The 19,587-nt window shown below is 44.3% G+C and carries 20 protein-coding genes; 15 read left to right on the forward strand and 5 right to left on the reverse strand.

Annotation, left to right across the window (positions count from 1 at the left end; all coding sequences use genetic code 11):
• The first annotated feature begins 45 nt into the window (after positions 1–45).
• Positions 46–2,571 (forward strand): transglycosylase domain-containing protein, encoded by a 2,526-nt coding sequence (locus ACXHJ2_RS07780; RefSeq protein WP_040103419.1) that lies wholly within the window; start codon positions 46–48, stop codon positions 2,569–2,571.
• A 175-nt stretch (positions 2,572–2,746) separates the two neighbouring features.
• On the opposite strand, the gene ACXHJ2_RS07785 is transcribed toward ACXHJ2_RS07780, so the two are convergent.
• Entirely contained in the window at positions 2,747–3,160 is a 414-nt protein-coding gene (locus ACXHJ2_RS07785; protein ID WP_013371828.1) for a hypothetical protein, read from the reverse strand.
• Between the two features lie 305 nt (positions 3,161–3,465).
• Between ACXHJ2_RS07785 and ACXHJ2_RS07790 the strand changes: the two genes are divergently transcribed.
• Positions 3,466–4,392 carry a DMT family transporter gene (locus ACXHJ2_RS07790; RefSeq protein ID WP_165079666.1) on the forward strand — a complete coding sequence of 309 codons (927 nt, stop codon included), beginning with the start codon at positions 3,466–3,468 and terminating at the stop codon, positions 4,390–4,392.
• A 420-nt stretch (positions 4,393–4,812) separates the two neighbouring features.
• Positions 4,813–5,517 (forward strand): YitT family protein, encoded by a 705-nt coding sequence (locus ACXHJ2_RS07795; RefSeq protein ID WP_165079667.1) that lies wholly within the window; start codon positions 4,813–4,815, stop codon positions 5,515–5,517.
• Positions 5,518–5,726: 209 nt separating this feature from the next.
• On the opposite strand, the gene ACXHJ2_RS07800 is transcribed toward ACXHJ2_RS07795, so the two are convergent.
• Entirely contained in the window at positions 5,727–5,924 is a 198-nt protein-coding gene (locus tag ACXHJ2_RS07800) for a DUF2188 domain-containing protein (RefSeq protein WP_013371825.1), read from the reverse strand.
• 152 nt (positions 5,925–6,076) lie between these two features.
• Here ACXHJ2_RS07800 and ACXHJ2_RS07805 point away from each other — a divergent pair, with 152 nt between their 5' ends.
• Positions 6,077–6,880, forward strand: coding sequence for a lipid II flippase Amj family protein (locus ACXHJ2_RS07805; protein WP_025674972.1), 804 nt, complete (start codon positions 6,077–6,079; stop codon positions 6,878–6,880).
• Between the two features lie 93 nt (positions 6,881–6,973).
• Here the strand turns inward: ACXHJ2_RS07805 and msrA are convergent, their stop codons facing one another.
• Positions 6,974–7,945: a peptide-methionine (S)-S-oxide reductase MsrA gene (gene msrA / locus ACXHJ2_RS07810; protein ID WP_013371823.1), complete on the reverse strand. Its 972-nt coding sequence runs from the start codon at positions 7,943–7,945 to the stop codon at positions 6,974–6,976.
• Between the two features lie 181 nt (positions 7,946–8,126).
• A complete protein-coding gene (locus ACXHJ2_RS07815; RefSeq protein WP_165079668.1) occupies positions 8,127–8,744 on the reverse strand; it encodes a TVP38/TMEM64 family protein in 618 nt (205 codons plus the stop codon).
• Between the two features lie 351 nt (positions 8,745–9,095).
• Here ACXHJ2_RS07815 and ACXHJ2_RS07820 point away from each other — a divergent pair, with 351 nt between their 5' ends.
• From ACXHJ2_RS07820 to ACXHJ2_RS07840, 5 genes are all read left to right on the forward strand, one after another.
• Positions 9,096–9,785 carry a TerC family protein gene (locus ACXHJ2_RS07820; protein ID WP_013371821.1) on the forward strand — a complete coding sequence of 230 codons (690 nt, stop codon included), beginning with the start codon at positions 9,096–9,098 and terminating at the stop codon, positions 9,783–9,785.
• Between the two features lie 161 nt (positions 9,786–9,946).
• Complete coding sequence (locus ACXHJ2_RS07825) at positions 9,947–10,891, forward strand: Gfo/Idh/MocA family protein (RefSeq protein ID WP_165079669.1); 945 nt, start codon at positions 9,947–9,949, stop codon at positions 10,889–10,891.
• 55 nt (positions 10,892–10,946) lie between these two features.
• Entirely contained in the window at positions 10,947–11,267 is a 321-nt protein-coding gene (locus tag ACXHJ2_RS07830) for a hypothetical protein (RefSeq protein WP_064962896.1), read from the forward strand.
• Between the two features lie 99 nt (positions 11,268–11,366).
• On the forward strand, positions 11,367–11,645 hold the full coding sequence (locus tag ACXHJ2_RS07835; RefSeq protein WP_165079670.1) for a hypothetical protein: 279 nt from the start codon (positions 11,367–11,369) through the stop codon (positions 11,643–11,645).
• Between the two features lie 325 nt (positions 11,646–11,970).
• On the forward strand, positions 11,971–13,455 hold the full coding sequence (locus ACXHJ2_RS07840; protein ID WP_165079671.1) for an alpha-N-arabinofuranosidase: 1,485 nt from the start codon (positions 11,971–11,973) through the stop codon (positions 13,453–13,455).
• An 81-nt stretch (positions 13,456–13,536) separates the two neighbouring features.
• Here the strand turns inward: ACXHJ2_RS07840 and ACXHJ2_RS07845 are convergent, their stop codons facing one another.
• Positions 13,537–14,355: an AraC family transcriptional regulator gene (locus ACXHJ2_RS07845; protein ID WP_016822319.1), complete on the reverse strand. Its 819-nt coding sequence runs from the start codon at positions 14,353–14,355 to the stop codon at positions 13,537–13,539.
• Positions 14,356–14,662: 307 nt separating this feature from the next.
• On the opposite strand from ACXHJ2_RS07845, the gene ACXHJ2_RS07850 reads away from it, so the two are divergent.
• The 6 genes from ACXHJ2_RS07850 to ACXHJ2_RS07875 all read left to right on the forward strand — a co-directional run bounded on the left by ACXHJ2_RS07850 (position 14,663) and on the right by ACXHJ2_RS07875 (position 19,071).
• Positions 14,663–14,809, forward strand: coding sequence for a hypothetical protein (locus ACXHJ2_RS07850; RefSeq protein ID WP_233902221.1), 147 nt, complete (start codon positions 14,663–14,665; stop codon positions 14,807–14,809).
• Between the two features lie 33 nt (positions 14,810–14,842).
• A complete protein-coding gene (locus tag ACXHJ2_RS07855) occupies positions 14,843–15,610 on the forward strand; it encodes a sugar phosphate isomerase/epimerase family protein (RefSeq protein WP_058711549.1) in 768 nt (255 codons plus the stop codon).
• The gene (locus ACXHJ2_RS07860) at positions 15,603–16,685 is read left to right on the forward strand and encodes a Gfo/Idh/MocA family protein (RefSeq protein WP_165079672.1); all 1,083 of its coding nucleotides are present in this window, start codon (positions 15,603–15,605) and stop codon (positions 16,683–16,685) included. Before ACXHJ2_RS07855 ends, ACXHJ2_RS07860 begins: the two co-directional genes overlap by 8 nt.
• A gap of 78 nt (positions 16,686–16,763) precedes the next feature.
• On the forward strand, positions 16,764–17,732 hold the full coding sequence (locus ACXHJ2_RS07865; protein ID WP_013371812.1) for a sugar phosphate isomerase/epimerase family protein: 969 nt from the start codon (positions 16,764–16,766) through the stop codon (positions 17,730–17,732).
• Positions 17,733–17,751: 19 nt separating this feature from the next.
• Positions 17,752–18,483 carry a ThuA domain-containing protein gene (locus tag ACXHJ2_RS07870; protein WP_165079673.1) on the forward strand — a complete coding sequence of 244 codons (732 nt, stop codon included), beginning with the start codon at positions 17,752–17,754 and terminating at the stop codon, positions 18,481–18,483.
• A 243-nt stretch (positions 18,484–18,726) separates the two neighbouring features.
• A complete protein-coding gene (locus tag ACXHJ2_RS07875; RefSeq protein ID WP_013371810.1) occupies positions 18,727–19,071 on the forward strand; it encodes a winged helix-turn-helix transcriptional regulator in 345 nt (114 codons plus the stop codon).
• Positions 19,072–19,587 lie beyond the last annotated feature (516 nt).

Genomic DNA, 19,587 nt, shown 5'->3' on the forward strand with positions numbered 1-19,587 from the left:
AAACAAGTGGAAATGAATGAATATTGAGGGGAGAAAACCATTTTTATGAACCCAAAACGTCGACCATCATCTCAAAAACGCAGTAGGTGGCGCATTTTTGGCAGAGTTTTGCTGATTAATATCAAGTGGTTCTCGCTTGCGGGTGTACTTGGAGTGCTGTTTGCCGGAGGTCTTATATCCGGTTATGTGGCGGCACTGGTTCATGATGAACCTGTACGATCACGTCAATTGATATATGAAAAGGTAAATGAGAATGCTCTGACCAGCTTTGTATTTTTTAATGATCAGGTAACTCCGGTTGGAAGAATGCGCATGGAGGAGGACCGACAGCTCGTTGACCTGAAGGATGTTCCTCAGTCCATTGTGGATGCCCTCATTTCAACGGAAGACAGCCAATTTTATGAGCACCATGGTGTAGATTTAAAGGGGACGGCTCGTGCTGTCAAGCAGAAGCTTTTGAATGAAAACCGCCAAACTGGCGGCAGTACACTGACACAGCAGGTAGCCCGAAGAGTTTTCCTGAGTCTGGATAAAACGGACAGCCGAAAGGTGAAGGAAATGCTGCTGGCACTACGTATGGAGCGTTTTATGGGCAAAGACAAAATATTAACGGCTTACTTAAATAAAATGCCTTTTGGTAATGGTTCCGCTGGTTACAATTTGTATGGAATCAAGTCTGCTTCGTTAGGGATTTTCAATGTAAGCGACCTACATAAGCTTCATATTGCTCAAGCGGCTTATTTGGCAGGTCTTCCACAGCTGCCATCTGTTTATTCCGCTTTTGATGGTAAAGGGAATTTTGATGAAGAAGGTTTCAATAAAGCGATGGAGCGCCAACGCGTTGTGTTGGGAAGAATGCTGGCAACAGGCAAACTCACGCTGTCCGAATATAACGAGGCGCTTCAATTTGATGTGAGAGCGACTCTTGCACCACATCGCGAAAAAAGCTATAACACATTCCCTTATTTGATGCTGGAAACAGAGCGGGAGGCCGCACAGTTGTTAGCACTCCAGCAAAATCCGAATCTCACAGCAGCCGAGATTTCTAAGCCTGAGCATGCTGAACTTCTTCAAAATACGCGAGAAGAGTTGCAACGATCCGGCTATCGAATTTATACAACGATAAATAAAAAAATTTATAGCAATATGCGGCAGATTGCAGCCAATCCACAAAATTTTTCTCCATACAGTAAGAAGAAGGGGCTAGAACAGATTGCAGCAATCATGATTGATCATAAGACAGGGGCTATCCTCGGTATGATCGAGGGCCGGGATTTTAATACCGAGCAAATGAACTATGCAACTCAAATGACACGTCAGCCCGGTTCTGCCATGAAGCCTATTGCTGCTTACTTACCTGCTTTGGAGAAGGGCTACACTCAGCCCGCCGGTCTTATTGATGATTCACAAATCATATTGAAAGACGGACGTAAGGGTTATCATATTCCTAAAAATTATAACAGAAGGTATGAGGGGCTTATGACAGCCCGTGAAGCACTCAATCGGTCAATCAACATCCCTGCACTGAGGCTGTTTTTATATGAAGTTAAAATTCCAAACGCTTGGAATTTTGTGCGTTCTCTTGGAATTACAACGATTCAACCACAGGATGAACATGCTCAAACAGGAGTGCTAGGTGGACTTAGTAAGGGGGTATCCGTCGAAGAACTGACCGCAGCATATGGGACAATTCCCAATATGGGCGTGTATAATGCCCCTCACTTGATCAGTAAAATTACAGATGCCAACGGTAAGATTGTATATGAATTTAAACCACAGACAAAGCGTGTATATTCGCAGCAAACCGCATTTTTGATGACGGATATGCTCAGAACCGTTATATCAGACCCGAGAGGAACTGGCAAACGTCTGCAAAAAGCTTTTAAAAGCTACGGTACCATTGATATCGCGGGTAAAACGGGTACGACACAGAACTTTGGTGATGTGTGGTTTATGGGATACACACCTGACGTTACGCTAGGCGTCTGGGCTGGTTATCGCCAACAGGTTAATACATTATCTCAAGAAGGTCACACCAGAGCACAGTCGGTGTGGGCACTGATCATGAATGAGGCGGTCAAGGACCAGCCTGAGCTTTTTAAGAATAAGCATTTTATACAGCCGGAAGGCGTTGTGAAAGTTACGGTATCTAGTCTTACAGGTAAACTGCCAGGGCGTTATTCCCGCCAATCGGGTCACCTCGTGACGGACTGGTTTAACCAAAAGTATGTGCCGACCGAAGTCGGAAGAGAACAGCTTCCACGTTCTGCTAGACCAGTAGTTCCGTCCAAACCAGAGGTCAAGAAAGAAGATGTCCCTGAGGTTAAGGTGCCTGCAACAGATCAAGAGGAGGTTCCACCAGAGGAAACAGCTCCTGCTGTTCCTGACACAGATGCAGAGATCGAACCGCTTGATGAGAATAACGATGTGCCATCAACAGATACATCGCAACCTTCTATTGAAAACGAACCGGAGACACCTTCTGAATCAGAGAACCAGAGTGGTGCTCCAAAAACTCAGCCTGACGAGGTTATCTATCCTGAGCCAACGGCTGATCAATCCAACAACTAAGCAACACGGCGATCAGTCTGTTGTAATTATGAGTAGAGCCAGCATTTTATGCGGCTCTGCTCTTTTTTTTCATATTTTAGATTTCTCCTTTTTGAAAATACGAGCCAAATTATTTGCTATGTAACCAATGGGCTTTAAAATCTTCTCTTTGTTTAGGCAAGTAGGCAAGGCGAGATTATAAGGGGGCATAGTCTTGGGTCAGATCAATTCCCAGGTAGTATCCGAGTTTACGCCGAACCTCACTGCGGGCAAAGGATGAAAGCATGAAAAATCGCCTTTGGTAACCGCGGCATACATACAAAACCTCTACGCCTTCATGATTTCGGATTTCGCTGTATATTTTCACTCCCTGTCTTTTCATTCGCGCTTTTGTTTCTGCTAATTGAACAGTTATGCGCTGTTGTACTTCAGTCAGGCTACGAATATACAAATCGGGCATTTTTAGAGGAGAGATATTCATAATACGAATGTCTCGTTCCAACACATCTAGCACAAGAGTTAGAAGTACACACATCTTGATCAGTCCTGCGTCTTCTTCAGAAGGCAAAGGAGCTTTATGCTTGTTATCAAGTACCTTTTTGTTTGTCATAAATATCTCCTTTACTTGGAGTAAAATTACAATATATAATAAGTATATAGAACACACGTTCTGTATATACCTCATCATAGAGATTTTTCTATTGCCAAAGCAATCATCAATTATTGGAAAAGGGGCAGGGAGCCCTACTTCCATGTGCCATTGCCTAAAGGTTCTTTCGTATATGACCGATGACAGTCAAACAGAGTTTGTGTTAAGCTGATGGATAAAAAACCTTACATAGAAGGGGATAGTGTTCTGCTAGCGGTCATTTTTTACTATTTAACTTAAGAAAGTAGAGAAAGAAGGTTTACATATTGTCACGTTCGTTATATGTAGCTTTATTATTGTTGAGCCTTATTTGGGGCGGTTCCTTTATGTTTATTAAGGTGTTGTTGCTACATCAAGTAGGATCGTGGACCATTGTATTTCTGCGCTCCAGCTTTGGTCTTATTTTTATCGTCTTATTAATGCTTCTTATGCGCAAGCCGTTTAAAATCAAAAGCATTCCGTGGAAATCGGTTATTCTGGTAGCATGTGTCAACATGGTTTTACCATGGACATTGATTGGTTTTAGTGAGACCAGAATAGCTAGCAGCATGGCTTCTGTATTGAATGCGACCACGCCAATATGGACTATGTTGGTGGGCCTTGTCTTCTTCGGAGCTATATTTCATCGCCTGCAGTGGTTAGGAATGGGGCTCGCTTTTATAGGAATTATTATTTTATTGGGTATTAATCCTGCCTCTATTATTTCTGTTGATCCTGTAGGTTTTGGATGTATGCTGCTTGCGACTCTCTGCTACGGATTTGGAACACAGCTCTCCAAACGTTTTCTCTCCAATCTTTCCATGTATCAGGCTACCTTTGCGACACTGTTTGGTGCGGCAGCAGGGGGTGGTATTATGATGGCAATTGTAGAGAGACCGGATTTGTCGATCGTTTCTGTTCCAGGAGTATTGGGTTCCCTCATAGGGCTAGGAGTTTTGGGATCAGGGGTAGCATATATCTTGTTCAACTATATGATTTTGCGCGGGAGTGCGGAATTCGCTTCTTCGGTAACGTATTTTGTACCCGTGAGCGCCATCGTATGGGGCTTTTTACTTCTGAATGAGCATATCGGCTGGAACGTGCTGACCGGGCTGCTTCTTATACTCGGGGGCGTATTTATGGCCAATCAGCGCAGAACAGCCAAACTAAGGGTAATAGCTCCAAGTGAAAATAAAACACACTCAGGTCATTAAGTGTGTATTCGCCAAACCTTTGGTATAATGCGTCAACTCGCACATACAATAAAGCATGCTCACACATAAAATAAAATATGGTGCAGCAAAAAAGCAAGCTGTTTAGCAGGTGACAAGGTGTGGTATAATAAATTATAGAATTATATGTACCACAGAAATGTCGGAGTTTTATTCCACAAAAGAAAGGATCAGGATACCATGTGTCCCCGAAGGATACTTCCCCAAAGGACGATTTGGAAACGATTTGATCTGTCTTATACTTAGCTTTTCCGCGGAGTAACGTCAAGTTGCGAAAGCCAACTCTGCGGAAGAGGGGATTGTACATGCGAAGGACCAAGTCCTCCAGGCACATCTTACCAGGTTGCTTCCGTAAGAGTGGGTTCATCCACATCAAACTTACGAGAAACCGAGGGAGCCTGTATGAGGAAAACTTACGAATCTATCGTGAACAATGGAGCACTGAGACAGATTGCTGTCATGTTGCTCGGAACATGCATTTTAGCTTTTACGTACTATCACATTAATGCCCAGAATCATTTATCAGAGGGCGGATTTGCAGGCTTAGCTTTGCTGGGTCATTATGCGTTTGGCATATCTCCAGCATGGAGTATGCTGATGCTTGATGTTCCCGTCATATTGCTAGCATGGGTACTGAAGGGCAAAAGATTTATGATGCTAGCATTAATCGGAGCCGTCGCCTTTTCACTGTTTTATGCAGGATTTGAGAAATATTCGACTCTGATTATAGACCTGCATGGAAATCTGCTAATAGCAGCTCTACTTTGTGGGGTGCTCACAGGTTTAGGAGCCGGAATCGTACTGCGATTCGGTGGAGCAACCGGGGGCGATGATATTTTGTCTCTGCTAATCAGCGAGTGGCGCGGATGGAAAATCGGCAACGTGTTTATCGTCAGTGACATCATCGTACTGGGATTATCGCTGTTGTATCTGCCTGTGAAGGAAACAATGTTTACAATACTGGCTGTGTGGCTTGCCGGAAAAATAATTACATGGACGACCACGTTCCAATTGCACCGACCTGTGAAAAAGGTACTGCCAGCGGCTATTCCCGCTAAAAAGGTAGTTGCCAAAACAGTGCCGGTCGTCCACAGCCTTCGTCAATAAGGAAAGGGTGTTACGTCAGGAGAGAAATCTTCTTACGTAACACCCTTTCGCTGTATTTAGCTTCATCAGAAAGCTCTAAAGTAGAATGGATACGCCCGTTTTGTTCGTGAATATTTGCAGAAATCTATTGCTATTCTACAAATCTTTGAGCTTCGTCCACCGATTCATTTTTGTATTTAAAGGTTGAAATGGGCTGTTCGTCTCTCTCTTCATTGATTGCTCGGCGATTCTCGTGCGGCTGGATGATTATCGTTCCATTCCTCAGCTTGTGCAGTGGCAATCGCAATCGCGCGCCCTTCTTCATAGCCTTCACGGAGTAGAGCGTTAGCGATATCAACGGCTTTTTCTCGCACACGGGGTTCTAGATTTTTCATGGATGGCGGGTAATCATGTTTGTTCCAAGGTATGGTTGCACACTCCTTTTTAGCAGGTGATGTATTATGTATTACCCGTTGTCGGCTTAGACTAACAAAAATTAGAGTAATGAATATATTGTAAAATTTATCTTAAGAAAAAGCGTATAATGGTGTGCAGAATACCAGAAAAAGGAGTGAAACATTTGCTTGCCTGGGGTTTCGTTTTTTTACTAACCATCATCATTCATACTACCGATAGCTTGTCCTATGCTCTTCGGCTTGGTGGTTTGCGAGCACGTCGGATTGGATTGGCGTTAACCGTGGCCGGAATGCTGCTGTTGGTTTCACGTACCTCCAATATGGCACAGGGACCTTTACTTGGAGGGATGGTCGATCAGGCTAAAGAGGCAGCACAATTGGGCGGAACGGATATGAGACTGGAACTGTATATGCACGGGGTACTGCTGGCCGCCACCGTTGGGACTATGCTTGCTATATTACTGTATCCAACAGTAGTACGCATGTCAGCCAGATGGATTGTACATTTGGAGAATACTGGATCTATTCCGGCTTTAATACGTCATTTAATGAGGCGAAATCGCTGGAAGCATGCAGGCTACTACATAAAACGCCCTAGCTGGTCCATGTTTACCTCCCTAATCAGTGGAGTGATCCCCAAGCGTCTAATTATTTTAAATATTGCCGTTACCGCAATTTATACAACCGGAGTGGTATCTGCCTTGTATGCGTCATTCCTATGGCCCGCTCAAGGTACGGCAATGTCAATGTCGTCAGGCTTAATCAATGGTGTCGCGACGGTATTGTTGACCTTGTTAATTGATCCAAGATTGGCGGTGTTGTCAGAAAAAACGCTACGAGGGGAGCTGCCCCTAATCCGAATGAACAGCGTGTACGGATGGATGATCATCTCGCGTTTGGCAGGAACTTTATTAGCTCAGCTATTGCTGGTACCGCTAGCCATTTGGCTTGGGTGGGTGATGAGCTAAATCAGTAGATGCGCTACCATATCAAAAAAAAGCTGACCCGTGATCATCGAATACAGATAGATTCCGGGTCAGCCTCGTTATTTTTACGGCTACTTACTTTTCAAATAATGACTTATAGGCTCCATATCCTTCACGCTCCAAGTCTTCCTGAGGCACAAAGCGGAGCGCGGCAGAATTGATGCAATAACGCAAACCCTCTGGACCTGGACCATCATCGAATACGTGCCCTAAATGGGAATCTGCTTCGCGACTTCGCACCTCGGTACGAATCATGAAATGGCTGAGATCGGTCTTTTCTTTGACATTGTAACTGCGCAACGGACGGGTAAAGCTAGGCCAGCCGCAACCCGCATCATATTTGTCCAGTGAACTAAACAAAGGCTCTCCTGATACGATATCCACGTAAATGCCTTCAGCTTCATGATCCCAAAACTCATTTTGAAATGGGCGCTCGGTTGCGTTTTTTTGTGTTACTTCGTATTGAATAGGCGTCAGCCGATCTTTAAGATCGGATTTATCAATCTTGGCAGACCAATTTTGCTCAATAAAATCTTCACGTCCTGAGCCTTTGCGATAGCGTTTGTAGTGAGCGGGGTTCTTCTTATGATAGTCCTGGTGATACTCTTCTGCTTCATAAAAAGTTGCCGCAGGCAGGATAGATGTAGCAATGGGCTTGTCAAAACGGCCACTTTGAGCGAGAGCTTCTTTGGAAGCCTCTGCCTTGATGCGTTGTTCATCATTATGATAGAAAATAGCCGTTTGGTAGGATGAACCTCTATCGTGGAACTGTCCACCTTCATCCGTTGGATCAATCTGTTGCCAAAATAGCTCCAACAGTTTTTCATATGGGAACACTTGAGGGTCGAATGTAATTTGTACGGCTTCCACATGTCCCGTTGTTTCAGAGCATACCTCTTCATAGGTAGGATTTTCGGTATGTCCCCCTGTATATCCGGATCTAACTTTCAAAATACCGGGCATTTCCTCAAAAGGGGAGACCATGCACCAGAAGCAGCCACCCGCAAAAGTTGCCTTTTCTACCGTATTTGGATTGTTGGTGCTCATATTTTATCACTCCAATCTGAGAATGTTTAATTAGTTGTTATTTAAATAGCTTACAATTAAATTATATACGGGATTTTTGCAAAATCCAACGAAACATCAGAAAGTACTCAGTTGCGTAGCTGTAGTGTGTCCCAAAAACTGCAATGAAACATTCTACAGAAGCGGCACAAACTCATTAGTGTTATATTTTGTTGACGCGCCTAACTCTTTTTCTGTAAAGTACAAACCCTCCACTTACCAGTGCAGTATATAGCAGCAAAATAAGCAAACCCGTGATTGGATGTTCCGCAAAGGTACCGCCTGCATAAGCATACACTGCAATTGCGGGAAGTTTGCCGATCGCTGTACCTAGCATAAAGCTCCAAAATGGAAACCCTGCTACTCCGGCATATACATTTACAGCTGCCTGAGGAATGACTGGAATCAGGCGAGCCAGTAGCACAGCAGTAAAAGAATCTTTCTCCATGACCTGATTGAAGCGCTCCAGTGCGGGAACACGCTCCAAATATGCACGTCCTTTGTCACGGAACAGGGTACGTACAGCACTGTAAACGACCAACGCAGCCAAAGTAGTGCCAAGCCAGCAAATCAAAGCACCTTGCCAGGCGCCTGCTGCATAAGCAATGGAAACGATAATCAGCTTGTAAGGGATAAACGGAATTAACGCGAATAAAAATGCGAGCAGTAGCAGAACCGGAAAGGAGGTTTGCTTGTTTGCCCAGGCGAGCCAATCATATCTGTAGATAAACGCGATGCAGAGCAGCGAAACATAAGCCGCGGGGAGTAACCATTTTTTCATTTATATACCTCTTTCAATATCCCTGTTCGGCTTATTGCTTATACAGAAAAAAATAGGGTTCACATTCCCAAAAATGTATGCTATACTGCCACTAACAGAATAGTTCCCAAAGGGGAGTAGCTCAGCGAGTAAAGTCGTCATTACGGGATTCTTAATCCCCGGCTTTATTGGCAACGTAATGTTGTAAGCGAGACCTTTGCCAGGATTTTAGGAATCCGGGTAAATGGTCTTTTTTTGATGCCAAAATTGGGTCAAGCGCCGTTTCCGGATTCCGCGAAATGGCGCTTTTTTAGTATAAAGCGCTGAACTATGTACAGTATAACAAATAAACAAAGAAGGTGGGAGAAACGTATGGATTTTTTGTCAATTGAGTTTTTAACCGCATTATTGTCCATTATTATTATTGATCTGGTGCTAGCTGGTGACAATGCGATCGTAATCGGCTTGGCGGCGCGGAATGTTGATAAGGCCAATCAAAAGAAGGTCATTATCTGGGGAACGGTCGGAGCAGTCATCATTCGTGTGATTGCTACAGTGCTGGTCACATACTTACTGCAAATATATGGATTGCGTTTGGTTGGGGGTCTGGCCCTTATCTATATCGCCTATAAGTTGTTGGTCGAAGAGAAAAAACATGAAATTTCAGCTACAAATCAGATGTGGGCAGCGATTCGTACCATTATTATTGCGGATACAATGATGGGACTCGATAATGTGCTTGCTGTTGCGGGAGCCGCTCATGGAAATATGCTACTGGTTATTCTAGGTCTGGCAATCTCCGTTCCGATCATGGTGTGGGGAAGCACGATTATTCTGAAACTGACAGAACGTTACCCAGTAGTGATCACGATTGGAGCCGCAGTATTAGCGTATACCGCTGCTAAAATGGTGGTGGCCGAGCCATTAATTGCACACTGGTTCGCAAATGGAGTCGTTAAATATGGTTTTGAAGCCTTGATTGTAGTTCTGGTTGTAGCCATCGGGATGCGTGTTAAAAAAGTAAAAAGTGAGAAAACAAAAAAAGAAGCGTTGCACGCATAAGCTAACTTATATTGAAGTAATCTGGCTGAGCTGGATACTCAAGTCTTAGAGGCTGTTCCTCAGATCCATCTGGATCAGGAGCAGTCTCTTTTCTTTGCTTGTCAGCGGACTTCCATGTAAACTAGACAACAGATGAAATGAGTGATTAGAGGTGGAACCATATGGACAAGCAAATCAAGACAAGAGTAGCTATTGCAGGATTAGGTGGAATCGCTCGTAAAGTGTATCTGCCGTTACTGGCTGCACACCAAGGCGTAGACATTGTAGGAGTGATGAACCGTTCACAGGAGCCGGTCAGTTCTACTATGGAGCAGTATAGACTACCAAGAGGAACGACGGACGTGAAGGAAATGCTGGCATGGGAGCCGGAAGCTGTATTTATACATGCGGCCACCGAAGCTCATTTTGACCTAGTTATGGCGTGTATTGAAAAAGGGATAGCGGTGTACGTAGATAAACCATTGTCCTATGATGTTCGTCAGAATTTGGAAATGACTGCTTTCGCGGAAGCACAGGCTGTACTGCTGGCGGTAGGTTTTAATCGACGTTTTGCTCCGCACTATGTGGCTGCAAAAGCTTGGCTAGAGGAAGTGGGCGGTTTCAGTCAATGTGCGGCGATTAAACACCGAACTGGATATGATCGTAGACCGGCGACACAGACGGTTTATGATGATTTAATTCATATGCTTGATTTGCTACTGTGGCTGGGTGGCGATAATTATGAGCTACTGCAAAGTAGTCTGGATACAACAAGTGAAGGGTATATGGACGCTGCGTTCGGGACTTTGCGTTTGGGGAATGCTGCCGGTACATACAGTATGAGCAGACAGGCAGGAGCTGACATAGAGAAGCTGGAGCTTCACGGGGCAGGACGGTCTGTTGAAGTCACGAATATGGAACAGGCTGTTTTCATGCAAAAAAATCATTTATCACGAACGCAAACTTTTGGAAGCTGGGACACAATATTGGAAAGACGGGGATTCACCGGGGTGGTGAATCATTTTCTGGAGCATATTCATCGTCCGGAGGAGTGTGTTATACAAGCTGGAAAAGTGTTGGAAAGCCATATGCTAGCGGAAGAACTGATTAGTGGTTTGAGAGATTAATATCGAACCATGATGATCCAGACATCAAGAATTAGGTTGAAGGAGAAATGTATCAATGGAAGAAGACAACCGCGGTAAACAGCTAGAAGAAGCTATCATTGAAAATTATAAGCAAGAAGAAGATATGATGATCCTTGTGTTTGCTCAATGGTGCATCAATAACGACTTGGAGCCAGAGGAATTATATCGTGCAGCGTATCCGCAGCAGGATAGCAACGAGCGTCTGCTGCGAATACGCAAGCTTACTGTATCGCGCGAAGAAGCAGGTGATATTCCGCTGGATACGGTATTAGGGGTGCTGTCCATGTTCGGAAATGAGGACTTGGCGATGGTCGTATCCGAGGCGGCCGCCCAGCTCCCGTCGGAACGGAAATAAGTCCACCTATAATAAAGCATCTGGCAAAGTCATTCGTGGCATCGTGGAAATAAACTGTTTTTACTGAGGATATTTTTGATCGGGGAGGGTAAGCTGACGATGGAAGATATACCTGTGCCAAGTACTTGTAAAGGCTGTGAAAGAGATATCGCTTTATCGGAAGAGCAAATTACCAGAATTCTTAACAATATGAGACCCAAAATGGATTGTGTAAACGATGAAGTATACAAAGCCAGACTGTTGACCTGTGCACAATGCGATGAGTTAATGTCCGGTCACACATGTGGCATTAGTGGAAGTATTGTTCGTATACGTGCCTTGGCAGTAACTCAAAATTGTCCCAGCTACCATGGTTCACGTTGGCAAGGATCAGCTTGAAAAATGCAAAGCCCAGACTCAATTAAATCTGAGATTACAGGCTAAAGTAGTCATCCCCTGGTCTGCCTTAATGGCAGACCTTTTTGGTTTGCTTGGACTTTGTTGTTAGCAATTGACAAATTGTAGACAATAAAATATATTAAACACGTAAAATGCTTTTGTTTAATTATTAATATTTATATTAATAAAAGGATTGTTAGGTGTGACAATGTGTAATATTAGAGTTCGAAAAGAGAACGGTAGTGTGAGTGTAATTTATGCGGCTATGAAAGCGTAATCATTTTTGTGATGCTCCAACAATTTTAATGTTTTGGGAGGTTTTGTTGTGAAGGGTTCTGTTATAGTAAATACCGATTGGGAACAGGGCGTTATTAATAAAAATATTTATGGGCAATTTGCCGAGCATCTTGGACGATGCATTTATGAAGGTTTATGGGTGGGACAGGACTCTCCAATCCCTAACACTGACGGAATTCGAAATGATGTGGTGGAAGCGCTCAAGCAGCTGAACATTCCTGTGCTGCGTTGGCCAGGGGGCTGTTTTGCCGATGAATATCATTGGAAAGATGGGATCGGGCCGAAAGAAAAACGCAAAAGAATGGTAAATACGCACTGGGGCGGTGTGGTTGAAAATAACCATTTTGGTACACATGAGTTTTTCCAATTGTGTGAGCTATTGAATGCAGAGCCGTATATCTGTGGGAATGTAGGCAGTGGTACAGTGCAGGAAATGTCGGAGTGGGTAGAGTACATGACCTTTGACGGGGAGTCCCCTATGGCTGCATGGCGTCAGGAAAACGGTCGTGAGAAACCATGGAAGCTCAAATATTTTGGAGTTGGTAACGAAAACTGGGGTTGTGGCGGTAACATGCGCCCGGAATATTATGCTGACCTGTATCGCCGCTATCAGACATATGTCCGTAACTATGGAGAGAATCGCATTTATCGAATAGCTGGTGGGGCGAATGTGGATGATTATCGTTGGACCGAAGTACTGATGCGCGAAGCCGGGCACCTTATGAACGGTTTGAGTCTACACAACTACACAATACCGGGGAGTTGGGAAGGGAAACGACACGCAGTCGGTTTTGATGAAGCAGAATGGTTTGAGACGATGAAAAAATCATTGCACATGGATGAATTGATTACTCGCCACTCTGCCATTATGGACCAATATGATCCTGACAAACGGGTTGGGCTGATCGTCGATGAATGGGGAACTTGGTTCCTGACCGAACCAGGTACCAATCCTGGCTTCCTGTATCAGCAAAATACGATGCGGGATGCGCTGGTAGCCGGACTACACCTGCACATATTCCATAATCATCATGATCGTGTGCAGATGACGAATATTGCTCAAATGGTCAACGTTTTGCAAGCGATGGTTCTAACTGAAGGCCCTGCTATGCTGTTGACCCCGACATACCATGTATTTGAAATGTTCAAAGTGCATCAGGATGCACAAGCACTGGCTATTCATGCGAAGGTAGGCAATTATGAGTATGATGGAGACTCCATCCCACAAGTAAGTGTGTCCGCCTCTAAGGCACAAGATGGTTTTATTCATATAAGCTTATGCAATGTCCATCCGGGCGAATCGGCAAATTTGAGCCTTGAGCTAAGAGGGCTCGAAGAGGTTAAGAAGATCAATGGTGTTGTCTTAGCCAGTGACGATATGCAGGCACATAATACATTTGATCAGCCAGAGCGTGTGAAAAAGGAAACTTTTACATCTTATCAGCTGCAAGGTCAGCATTTGGATGTTACACTGCCACCGATGTCGGTTGTGATGCTGACGATTGCTCTGTAAAAACAGATTGTGTATGTAAATAGTACCCGTTATATCATCCGTTAGGAAAAAGAGAGCGTTCAGGGGAACGCTCTCTTTTTCCTACAATTGCTCGCGGTGTATCATTCTGAATTCCTTGGGCGACATACCAAAGCGGGAACGAAATACACGGTGAAAGTATGTGTAGTTTGCAAATCCTGACGATTCGGCGGCTTGTTCCAGTGACATGGGACTGAAAATGATACGCTCCCTTGCCATGTTGAGCCTGACGTCCAGTGTGTACTGCATAATGCTCGTATCGAACGTTTCCTTAAACAGGTGTACCGCTCGGGATACGCTGATCCCGACGTGCGAAGACACGTCATCCAGCTTAAAATTAGATGATGCATTTTCTTCAATATAATTTTTTATCTGATAAGCAAGATAGTTATGATGAGTAGCAGTGGGCTGCTCGGATAGTATACGGTCAAACTCCAAACATAAAATGCGTATGTAATAGCTTGATATTTCCGGGTAAGGATTAGAAATACGTCGCTGCTCCAACACGAGCTGACGAAATAGGCCAAGCAGGGCTTCTGTGAGCTGAACCTTAATTCGGTTGGGACGTTTGTGATGATTCCACCACTCATCTACCCAGGGGCCACCGAAAAAAATGTGATAATCCCCACTTTCTACAACCTGCTCTCCCATGGGGTTCAACTCACTGTGAATATCCAGTTCATAAGGCTCGGTCGGATTGAACAGCAGCAGATCACCTGCCTCAATCCGTGTCATTTTCCCGTCAATGCGTGCTTGACAGCGTCCATCTGTTTGCAGACGGAATAAATAATTTTTGATTCCATCAGGCTGGTTCGAATAAAAGGGCTTACGGTGGAAGGAATAGCCTGCGGTAAGAACCTGGCAAGGCTCAATGATAGACATGATGATGACTCCTTTTGGGCATATGGCTGTTTCAAATATTGACCAGATTGTTCATGTTTTAATCATATTATTCATTTTAAACGAAAGCAAAATAGAATACCATGTGAACTGTAAAGCTTACATGTTAGATGAGAAAGTACATGTTAGAGGCCAAGGAGTGTGAAGACGTAAAACGAATAAGGCCGGGATTATCAGCTGTGGTAACACTAGCTCGGTATATCTTAAAATTCTCCAAACCAACCCGCCCTTTGAAGTAGTGACCTTTGGTGATCTATTGAATGGAAGGGCCAAGGAGAGGGTCGATAAATTGAGTGTTGTAAACGTATACAAAGTGGATAGATCGATGCTTCGGCCTGAGATGGAGTTTGCATTTTATCTGCCGGTACCTGGCTGCCAGGCACTGCAGATGTGCGATACCAGAGGCGGGCAAGCAGGTGTAATGGAACAGATATAACGAAAATTCATCCTAACGAAGAGGTGAAGGGGATTGACTAAAGTAGGATTACAATTATACACAGTTAGGGAAGAGCTTGAACAGGATTTTGAAGGCACATTGCGCAAGGTAGCTGAGCTGGGCTATAAAGGGGTTGAGTTTCATAGCTTCTTTGGGCGTAGTGCCAAGGATGTCAGGGCGCTTTTGGATGAACTAAATCTGGAAGTTGTCGGAACTCATATACAATACAGCCGCTTGCTGCATCATTTGGATGAGGAAATTGCATATCACAAAGAATTGGGTAACAAGTACCTCATTGTTCCTTATTTAACCGAAGAAGAGCGGGAGTGGGATGACCTTTTTGTTAATCTGAATCGTATTGGTAAAAAAGTAAAGGAGCATGGGTTAATACTGGCTTATCACAATCATGATTTTGAGCTAACAGAGAAAATCAATGATCGCCCGGTATTCGATGCTTTATATGATGCGGTTCCCGATGATTTGTTACAGGTCGAAATGGATACTTGTTGGGTATACTATGGGGGCTATGATCCAGTGGAATACATCGGACGATATCGTGGACGCCTGCCTATCATTCACTTAAAGGATATGGCACGCGACGAGCAGCAAAAAGCAGTTACTGTAGAGTTAGGCCAAGGAGAAGTGCAGCTTCAGACCATTACAGATGCCGCTATTGAAGCAGGTGTGGATTGGGTTGTTGTGGAACAGGATTTCAGCTCAAATCCTCCAATCGAAAGCATTGAAACCAGTATGAAGTGGCTCCAACAATACGCAGCTCAGGGAGGAAATATTCATGTCTAAAACACTTAAGATCGGGATTATCGGTTGTGGGGGCATTGCTAACGGTAAACACTTACCGAGTCTTGCCAAGCAAAAGAGAGCAGAAATCATAGCTTTCTGTGACATTGTACAGGAACGTGCTGAAGAGGCTGCTGAAAAGTATGGTGCTGAAGGATCACAAGTTTACAGTGATTACCGTCAGCTGCTAGAAAATAAAGACATTGAAGTTGTACATGTATGTACCCCTAACGACTCGCACTCGGAAATTACGGTAGCGGCGCTTGAGGCAGGTAAGCATGTGCTATGTGAAAAGCCGATGGCTAAAACTGCTGAGCAGGCACGGGAAATGCTTGATGCGGCCAACCGTACAGGCAAAAAGCTATCCATTGCTTATCAAAATCGTTATCGTGATGACAGTCTGTATCTGAAGCAATTGGTCGAGCAAGGAGAGCTTGGTGAGATTTATCTTGGTAAAGCCATTGCTCTACGCCGCCGTGCGGTTCCCACCTGGGGAGTGTTCTTGGATGAAGAGAAACAGGGTGGTGGCCCGCTGATTGATATCGGCACACACGCACTTGATTTGACACTCTGGCTGATGGATAATTACAAGCCTAAAAGTGTACTAGGTTCAACCTTCCATAAGCTGGGAGATCGAAAAAATGCAGCCAATGCTTTTGGACCGTGGGACCCAGAGGAATTTAAAGTAGAGGACTCAGCTTTTGGGTTCATCACCATGCAAAATGGAGCTACGATTGTATTGGAATCCAGCTGGGCATTAAATGTTGTAGAGTTTGGTGAAGCCAAGACGTTGTTATGCGGTACCGAAGGCGGAGCAGATATGCAGGATGGATTGCGCATTAACGGAGAAAAGAACAGCCGCTTGTTTGACACTAAAATAGATCTGAATGCAGGAGGAGTGGCCTTTTACTCCGGTGAAACGGAAAATGAGGCAGACCGTGAAGCCCGTCTGTGGATCGAATCTATTTTGGATGACAAAGAACTCCTTGTGAAGCCGGAGCAGGCACTGGTGGTTACTGAAATTTTGGAAGCCATCTATGAATCGGCCCGTACAGGAAAAGCAGTTTATTTTGACTAAGCCTTGTAATGATCCCGAATAGACAATCACTATAATGAAAGCAGCTTTTTTCACATATGATACAGGGAGGGATTTCTTTTGAAACTTGGAGTATTTATGGTGTTGTTCGGTGGACGTTCATTGGAGGAGGCGCTGGATTATGTGGCTTCTCAGGGACTGGATGCTGTAGAAATCGGAACAGGTGGCAACCCGGGAGATAAGCATTGCAAGCCTGATGAGTTGCTAGAGAACGATACGGCGCTCAAAAATTTTAAAAAGGCAGTAGAATCCCGGGGATTAACGATTAGCGCGCTTAGCTGTCATGGTAATCCGCTTCATCCACAAAAGCATTTGGCACAGGCAGATCATGACACATTTCTTAAAACCGTCCGATTGGCAGAAAAGCTGGAAGTTCCTGTTGTGAACACTTTCTCAGGATGTCCAGGTGATCACGAGGATGCGAAGTATCCAAACTGGCCTGTGGCTCCGTGGCCTAATGATTTCCAGGAAGTGCTGAAGTGGCAATGGGAGAATAAAATTATTCCTTACTGGACTGAAACGGGTAAATTTGCAGCAGATCACCATGTTAAAATAGGGCTGGAGTTACATGGGGGCTTCTCCGTTCATACACCAGCAACCTTGCTTCGTTTGCGTGAAGCGGCAGGAGAGGTCATTGGTGCTAATCTGGATCCGAGCCATATGTGGTGGCAGGGAATTGATCCCGTACAGGCGGTTCAAATTTTAGGCCGAGAGGGAGCCATTCACCATTTCCATGCCAAGGATACGACGATTGATCCGATCAATGTTAATAAATACGGACTTACCGATATGCAGGAGTATACGAATATGTTAGATCGAGCATGGCAGTTCCGTACTGTGGGCTATGGTCATGATGTAAAAACCTGGGCAGATATTATCAGTGCTCTGCGTCTGGTGGGATACGATTATGTAGTAAGTATTGAGCATGAAGACGGTCTGATGTCCGTGGAAGAAGGCTTTACTAAAGCTGTCCATAATCTTCGCCAGGTCCTGATTGAAGAACCGCTGAGCGAGATGTGGTGGGTCTAACCTAATAGGGGGAACTGTGATGATTAACGTCACCATTTGGAATGAATTTTTGAACGAAAAGTTAAATGAAGAAGCCAAACGGATTTATCCTAACGGCATACACCAAGCATTGGCTGACGGCTTGGCAGATGAAGGTTTTGCCATTAGAACAGCTACTTTGCGTGAGAATGCCGAACATGGTTTGGAAGAAGAAATCCTCAATTCCACAGATGTGCTGCTGTGGTGGGGACATAAAGCCCACGATCAGGTGAGCGATGAAGTTACAGCGCGTGTCGTCAAGCGTGTGCAGGAAGGAATGGGCCTCATCGTATTGCACTCAGGCCATTTCGCCAAGCCATTTAAAGCTCTGATGGGCACTAGTTGTGATTTAAAATGGAGAGTTGCAGGCGAGCAGGAGATTATTTGGTCAGTAAATCCGTCACATCCTATTGCGGAAGGATTAGACGGCAAAATTCTCTTAGAGCAGGAAGAGATGTATGGCGAGTTCTTTGATATTCCTGCGCCGGATGAACTGGTCTTTATCAGTAACTTTGAAGGCGGCGAAGTATTTAGAACTGGATGCACCTTCCATCGAGGCAGTGGTAAAATATTTTATTTCCGACCAGGGCATGAGACCTATCCGACTTATTACCAGCCTGATATTTTGAAGGTCATTGCTAACAGCATCCGTTGGGCTTCACCGACAAGCAATAAAAAACCAGTATATGGTAGAAGTGAACCGGTAAGGCCGCTTGGTGGAGTGTTGGTATAGTTACAATTATCACATATTGATGAATTATATAAATAACAGGTTTACAGGCGGAACCTCTGGGGATTCCGCCTTTTTGTATTTAACGAATTAGACATATACCTGCCGCATTGATTTGTTGTATAATCAGTTTTGGTCATGGCAACTTTATCAGCACAGGTATTAAATTTAAGAAAGTGTTTTCTTTCGGGATAAAGTATGCTAAAATGATATATACTAACAAAAGGAAAGCTTTATCAAACCGAAATGCAAAAGAAGGTGAAAAATTTGGAGAGTCAACCGCAATTTACAAAAATGTGTCCGCGTTTTGAAACCGCCTTTTCATGTCTGGGTAAGCGCTGGAATGGATTGATTATTCAATCCATGATGAGCGGTCCCAAGCGGTTTAAGGATATTTCCAATCTGATTCCCACAATGAGTGACAAAATGTTATCAGAGCGGATGAAGGATCTGGAAAATGAAGGGATTCTTACACGCCATGTATATCCGGAAACTCCTGTCCGCATTGAATATGAGCTAACCACCAAAGGTCGTGCACTTCAGCCGGTTATGGAGCAGATTCAATTTTGGGCTGAGGAATGGATTAGATGATCACCAAACTCATTAAGTGTTTCTCATAGCAAAACAGCCTCTTCCTAGGAAAAGGCTGTTTTTTTATTTTGAGGTAGGCAGTACGGCTTAATAGCTTTTAGCGCGCCCTGCTACTGAGAATACTCCGGCTGTTGTACGGCGAGGGATGCGGGATTGAATATCCAGTGCGGCTGAACGAAATGTGCCTAAACACGAGTGGCAAAGCCTTCCTGCATAAATGGGAGAACGGCAGGACTCGCAAGGATAATCAAGCTGACTGTATGTGGAGGGAAATTTGCCTGCTCTTACCCAATCTGTAAGCAAATCCATAGGTGTGCCAGTCACATCACTGAGTTGGCGGGTATGAGTAGAAGGATGCTTCCATAGATAGTTAGAACAGCGGTCAAAGAATATATTTTCTTCTTGAATACAAGTATTACACAGGTTTCTAAGATTTTGACGGAAAACGGAACCGCATTTTGGGCAATTCGAAGTATGTATCTCCATAGAAACCAGTCCTTTGTATCGGGATATAAT

This window comes from Paenibacillus sp. ALE3, from assembly GCF_054113405.1.

Bases quoted from the DNA above. Each gene is read 5' to 3' on its own strand.
- ACXHJ2_RS07795 (WP_165079667.1), top strand. From the start codon at position 4,813: ATGAGGAAAACTTACGAATCTATCGTGAACAATGGAGCACTGAGACAG.
- ACXHJ2_RS07820 (WP_013371821.1), top strand. From the start codon at position 9,096: ATGGATTTTTTGTCAATTGAGTTTTTAACCGCATTATTGTCCATTATT.
- ACXHJ2_RS07785 (WP_013371828.1), bottom strand. From the start codon at position 3,160: ATGACAAACAAAAAGGTACTTGATAACAAGCATAAAGCTCCTTTGCCT.
- ACXHJ2_RS07815 (WP_165079668.1), bottom strand. From the start codon at position 8,744: ATGAAAAAATGGTTACTCCCCGCGGCTTATGTTTCGCTGCTCTGCATC.
- msrA (WP_013371823.1), bottom strand. From the start codon at position 7,945: ATGAGCACCAACAATCCAAATACGGTAGAAAAGGCAACTTTTGCGGGT.
- ACXHJ2_RS07860 (WP_165079672.1), top strand. From the start codon at position 15,603: ATGTCTAAAACACTTAAGATCGGGATTATCGGTTGTGGGGGCATTGCT.
- ACXHJ2_RS07870 (WP_165079673.1), top strand. From the start codon at position 17,752: ATGATTAACGTCACCATTTGGAATGAATTTTTGAACGAAAAGTTAAAT.
- ACXHJ2_RS07835 (WP_165079670.1), top strand. From the start codon at position 11,367: ATGGAAGATATACCTGTGCCAAGTACTTGTAAAGGCTGTGAAAGAGAT.
- ACXHJ2_RS07875 (WP_013371810.1), top strand. From the start codon at position 18,727: ATGCAAAAGAAGGTGAAAAATTTGGAGAGTCAACCGCAATTTACAAAA.
- ACXHJ2_RS07825 (WP_165079669.1), top strand. From the start codon at position 9,947: ATGGACAAGCAAATCAAGACAAGAGTAGCTATTGCAGGATTAGGTGGA.
- ACXHJ2_RS07780 (WP_040103419.1), top strand. From the start codon at position 46: ATGAACCCAAAACGTCGACCATCATCTCAAAAACGCAGTAGGTGGCGC.
- ACXHJ2_RS07845 (WP_016822319.1), bottom strand. From the start codon at position 14,355: ATGTCTATCATTGAGCCTTGCCAGGTTCTTACCGCAGGCTATTCCTTC.
- ACXHJ2_RS07830 (WP_064962896.1), top strand. From the start codon at position 10,947: ATGGAAGAAGACAACCGCGGTAAACAGCTAGAAGAAGCTATCATTGAA.